We start from the raw sequence: 3844 nt of genomic DNA on the forward strand, positions 1-3844 counted from the left end.
CGCGACGGCGGCGGACCGCCGCCGTCGCGGAACCCGCCATAGCGGACCCGGGACAACTGCCGCTTCGGCCCCGGCCCTCCCTGCAAGCCGTCAGGGGAAGTGAGTCGCGGACGGTGGACCTCACCGCCGAGGACGACACCCAGGCGATGCCCCGGTACGCCTTCGACTCCCTGGAGGCCAAGCTCTCCGAGATGGAGCGCAAGCTCGGCTAGCGGGACCGCACCACCCCGACGGCGGGGCCGCCCCTCAGGCGGCCCCGCCGTTCAGTTCGAACCAGACGACCTTGCCCGTGGGGCGCTCCTCGACGCCCCAGGAGTCGGCGAGTTCGCGCACCAGGAAGAGCCCCCGGCCGTGCGTACCGTCGTCGGCGGGCGGTACGGGCGGAGCGGTGAGTCCGGGCTCGAAGTCGCGCACCTCGACGCGGAGTTGTTCCGGGTCCACGGTGGCGGTCACCACCGCGCCGTGGTCGGTGTGGACCAGCGCGTTGGTGACCAGTTCGCTGGTGAGCAGTTCGGCCACGGCCCCGCTGCCCGAGTCGCCCCAGGCGCCGAGGAGTTCGCGTAACGCGTGGCGGACCTCCGGCACCGCGGTCAGGTCCGCCCCTCCCACCTTCCTGAGCAGTCGAGTCGGCTGTCGCACCTTCCCGGTCATAGCCCCCACCCACACGGTCGCTTCGAACAGGCTCACGAGAGAGCCTGCCCCGCGAGCCGGTCCGCATGCGCCGCGCCCCCACGGGCCCTCAGGGGCGGGGCACGTTGCGCAGGTTGGATCGGGCCATCTGGACCATCCGGCCCACTCCCCCGTCGAGGACGATCTTGCTCGCGGAGAGCGCGAAGCCGCCCACCATCTCGGCGCTGATCTTCGGGGGGATGGAGAGGGCGTTGGGGTCGGTGACCACGTCCACCAGGGCCGGGCCCGGGTGCCGGAAGGCGTCCCTGAGGGCGCCGGCCAGGTGCTTGGGCTTCTCGACGCGCACCCCGTAGGCGCCGGCGGCCCGGGCGACGGCGGCGAAGTCGGGGTTGCGGTTGCCGGTGCCGTACGAGGGGAGGCCGGCGACCAGCATCTCCAGTTCGACCATGCCGAGCGAGGAGTTGTTGAACAGCACGATCTTCACCGGGAGGTCATACTGGACGAGGGTGAGGAAGTCGCCCATGAGCATGGTGAAGCCACCGTCGCCGGAGAGCGTGACGACCTGCCGGTCGCGGTCGGTGAACTGGGCGCCGATGGCCTGCGGCAGGGCGTTGGCCATGGAGCCGTGGCTGAAGGAACCGATGATCCGGCGGCGCCCGTTGGGCGTCAGATAGCGGGCCGCCCAGACGTTGCACATGCCGGTGTCGACGGTGAACACGGCGTCGTCGTCGGCGAGTTCGTCGAGGACGGAGGCGACGTACTCGGGGTGGATCGGGGTGTGCTTCTCGACCTTGCGGGTGTACGCCTTCACCACCCCCTCCAGGGCGTCGGCGTGCTTCTTCAGCATCTTGTCGAGGAAGCGGCGGTCGGTGCGGGCCCGGACCCGGGGCGTGACGCAGCGCAGGGTCTCCCGGACGTCGCCCCAGACGGCGAGGTCGAGCCGGGAGCGGCGGCCGAGGCGCTCGGGGCGGACGTCGACCTGCACGATCCGGACGTCGTCGGGCAGGAAGGCGTTGTACGGGAAGTCGGTGCCGAGCAGGATCAGCAGATCGCACTCGTGGGTGGCCTCGTAGGCGGCGCCGTAGCCGAGCAGTCCGCTCATGCCGACGTCGAAGGGGTTGTCGTACTGGATCCACTCCTTGCCCCGCAGGGCGTGGCCGATGGGGGCCTTGAGGCGCTCGGCGAACTGCATCACCTCGGGGTGGGCGCCGGCGGTGCCGCTGCCGCAGAAGAGCGTCACCCGGTCGGCGGCGTCGATCATCCGGACCAGGGCGTCGATCTCGGAGTCGCCGGGGCGGACGGTGGGGCGCGAGGTGACGAGCGCGCTGCCGGTGGTCTTCTCGGGGGCCGGCTGGTCGGCGATGTCGCCGGGGAGCGCGACCACCGAGACGCCGCCGCGGCCGACGGCGTGCTGGACGGCGGTGTGCAGCAGCCGGGGCATCTGCTTCGGGTGGGAGATGAGTTCGCTGTAGTGGCTGCACTCGCGGAACAGCTGGTCGGGGTGGGTCTCCTGGAAGTAGCCGAGCCCGATCTCGCTGGACGGGATGTGCGAGGCGAGGGCGAGGACCGGGGCCATCGACCGGTGGGCGTCGTACAGGCCGTTGATGAGGTGGAGGTTGCCCGGGCCGCAGGAGCCCGCGCAGGCGGCGAGGCGGCCGGTGATCTGGGCCTCGGCGCCCGCGGCGAAGGCGGCGGTCTCCTCGTGGCGCACCTGGATCCAGTCGATGGCGGGGTTGCGCCGGATGGCGTCGACGACCGGGTTCAGGCTGTCGCCGACCACGCCGTACAGGCGCTGCACGCCGGCGCGGACGAGGATGTCGACGAACTGTTCCGCTACGTTCTGTTTGGCCATGGGTCCATCAACACACGGCCAGGCCCGTCACGCCTCCCAGACGGCCGCCCCCGTACGGTCATCGGCGTACCCGGTCACCCTCAGCTGGGTGTCGGCGAGGAAGGCGGCGAGACCGGGCGGTTCGGCGCCGGTCCAGCGGTCCGCCAGCTCGCGGGCGAGCGCGGGCTCGCCCCGCATCGGCTCGGCGAGCCCGGGCGAGGCGAGCAGCAGGGTGTCGCCGGGACGGGCAACCGAGGCGCGGAAGCGGAAGGGTTCGGCGGGCGGCGGGACGGGCTCCTCGATGACCGGCCCGGGGGCGGTGGTGATGCCGAGGTCCATGGTGAGCCGGTCGCCCTCCTCGGTGACCTCGGGCGTGCCGTGCGGCGGGGTGGAGCCGAAGCCGACGACCGGGGCGCCGACGACCGAGGCCGGGTCGGGCAGCAGCGGCTCGATGTCCTGCCAGGCGCCGTCGCGGAGCCGGAAGAGGCCGCCGCCGCCGATGCCGAAGAAGACCCGGGTGCGGCAGTCGGGGTCGGCGGGGATGAGCAGGCAGCGCAGGGTGGCGGTGTACGTGTCGGGGGCCAGGCCCCGTTCGGCCGCCCGGGACCTGAGCCGGCCGTAGGTGCGGTCGGTGAGTCGCTGGAGTCCGGACTTGAGGTCGCCGCGGCGGCCGGAGCGGATGTCCTCGGAGAGCCGGGCGTGGCTGCGGCCGACGGCCTCGCCGATCCAGCGGCAGACGTCGGCGGCGGCGAGGTGGGCCTCGTCGGCGGCGCGGGAGCCGGCCGCGACGGCGACCAGGACGAGGGCGGTCTCGTCGTGGCCGAAGCGGGCGGTGAGGAGGGCGTCCCTGCGGGGCTCGCCCCGGTAGCGGGCGGAGTCGCCGCGGACCGAGGCGGCGCGGAGGGTGGCGGTGCCGTAGCGGGCGCCGTCGAGGACGGTGTCGGCGACCAGGTCGCCGAGTTCGCCGGGGCGCGCGGGGGGCAGGGCGGTGGGTTCGGGCTCGTAGGTGGGCGGCCGGCTGCCGAGGAAGCCGGTGCGGGGCCGGGGCACGGAGGCGGGTAGCGGCACCCGGAGCGTGGGCTCGTGCCCGGCGGGCAACTGGACCCGCACGGTGGCGTCCTCGGGCGCCGGCGTCGCCTCGGCGGGCTCCGGTACGGGGTCGGGCTCCGGCTCCGGTGCGGGCTCGGGCGCGGGCGCGGGCGGCGGGGGCGGTGCCGGGAAGGTGCGGGGACCGCTGACGGGGGCCTCCCACGGGGCGGGGCCGAGGACCGCGGGCGGGGTGGCGGGGCGGACCGGCGGCGGCAGGACCGGCCGGGGAGCGTCGGCCGCGGGCGCCGGGGGCACGGCCGGATGGGCCGGGGGCGGCGGCGCGGCCGGGCGGGC

Annotated in this window: 3 protein-coding genes and 1 pseudogene; 1 reads left to right on the forward strand and 3 read right to left on the reverse strand. The window is 74.6% G+C overall.

The window, feature by feature from the left end; all coding sequences use genetic code 11:
- A pseudogene (locus IE321_RS41020) lies at positions 1–212 on the forward strand (DUF2637 domain-containing protein); the annotation flags it as partial.
- A 34-nt stretch (positions 213–246) separates the two neighbouring features.
- Here the strand turns inward: IE321_RS41020 and IE321_RS41025 are convergent.
- From IE321_RS41025 to IE321_RS41035, 3 genes are all read right to left on the reverse strand, one after another.
- Positions 247–651 (reverse strand): ATP-binding protein, encoded by a 405-nt coding sequence (locus tag IE321_RS41025; RefSeq protein ID WP_190226713.1) that lies wholly within the window; start codon positions 649–651, stop codon positions 247–249.
- 88 nt (positions 652–739) lie between these two features.
- Complete coding sequence (locus tag IE321_RS41030; RefSeq protein ID WP_043231137.1) at positions 740–2482, reverse strand: pyruvate dehydrogenase; 1743 nt, start codon at positions 2480–2482, stop codon at positions 740–742.
- A gap of 27 nt (positions 2483–2509) precedes the next feature.
- Positions 2510–3844, reverse strand: a 1335-nt coding sequence (locus tag IE321_RS41035) for a protein phosphatase 2C domain-containing protein (RefSeq protein WP_373316669.1), incomplete at its 5' end; no start/stop codon positions are given.

This window comes from Streptomyces hydrogenans, assembly GCF_014656075.1.
Lineage (GTDB): Bacteria > Actinomycetota > Actinomycetes > Streptomycetales > Streptomycetaceae > Streptomyces > Streptomyces hydrogenans.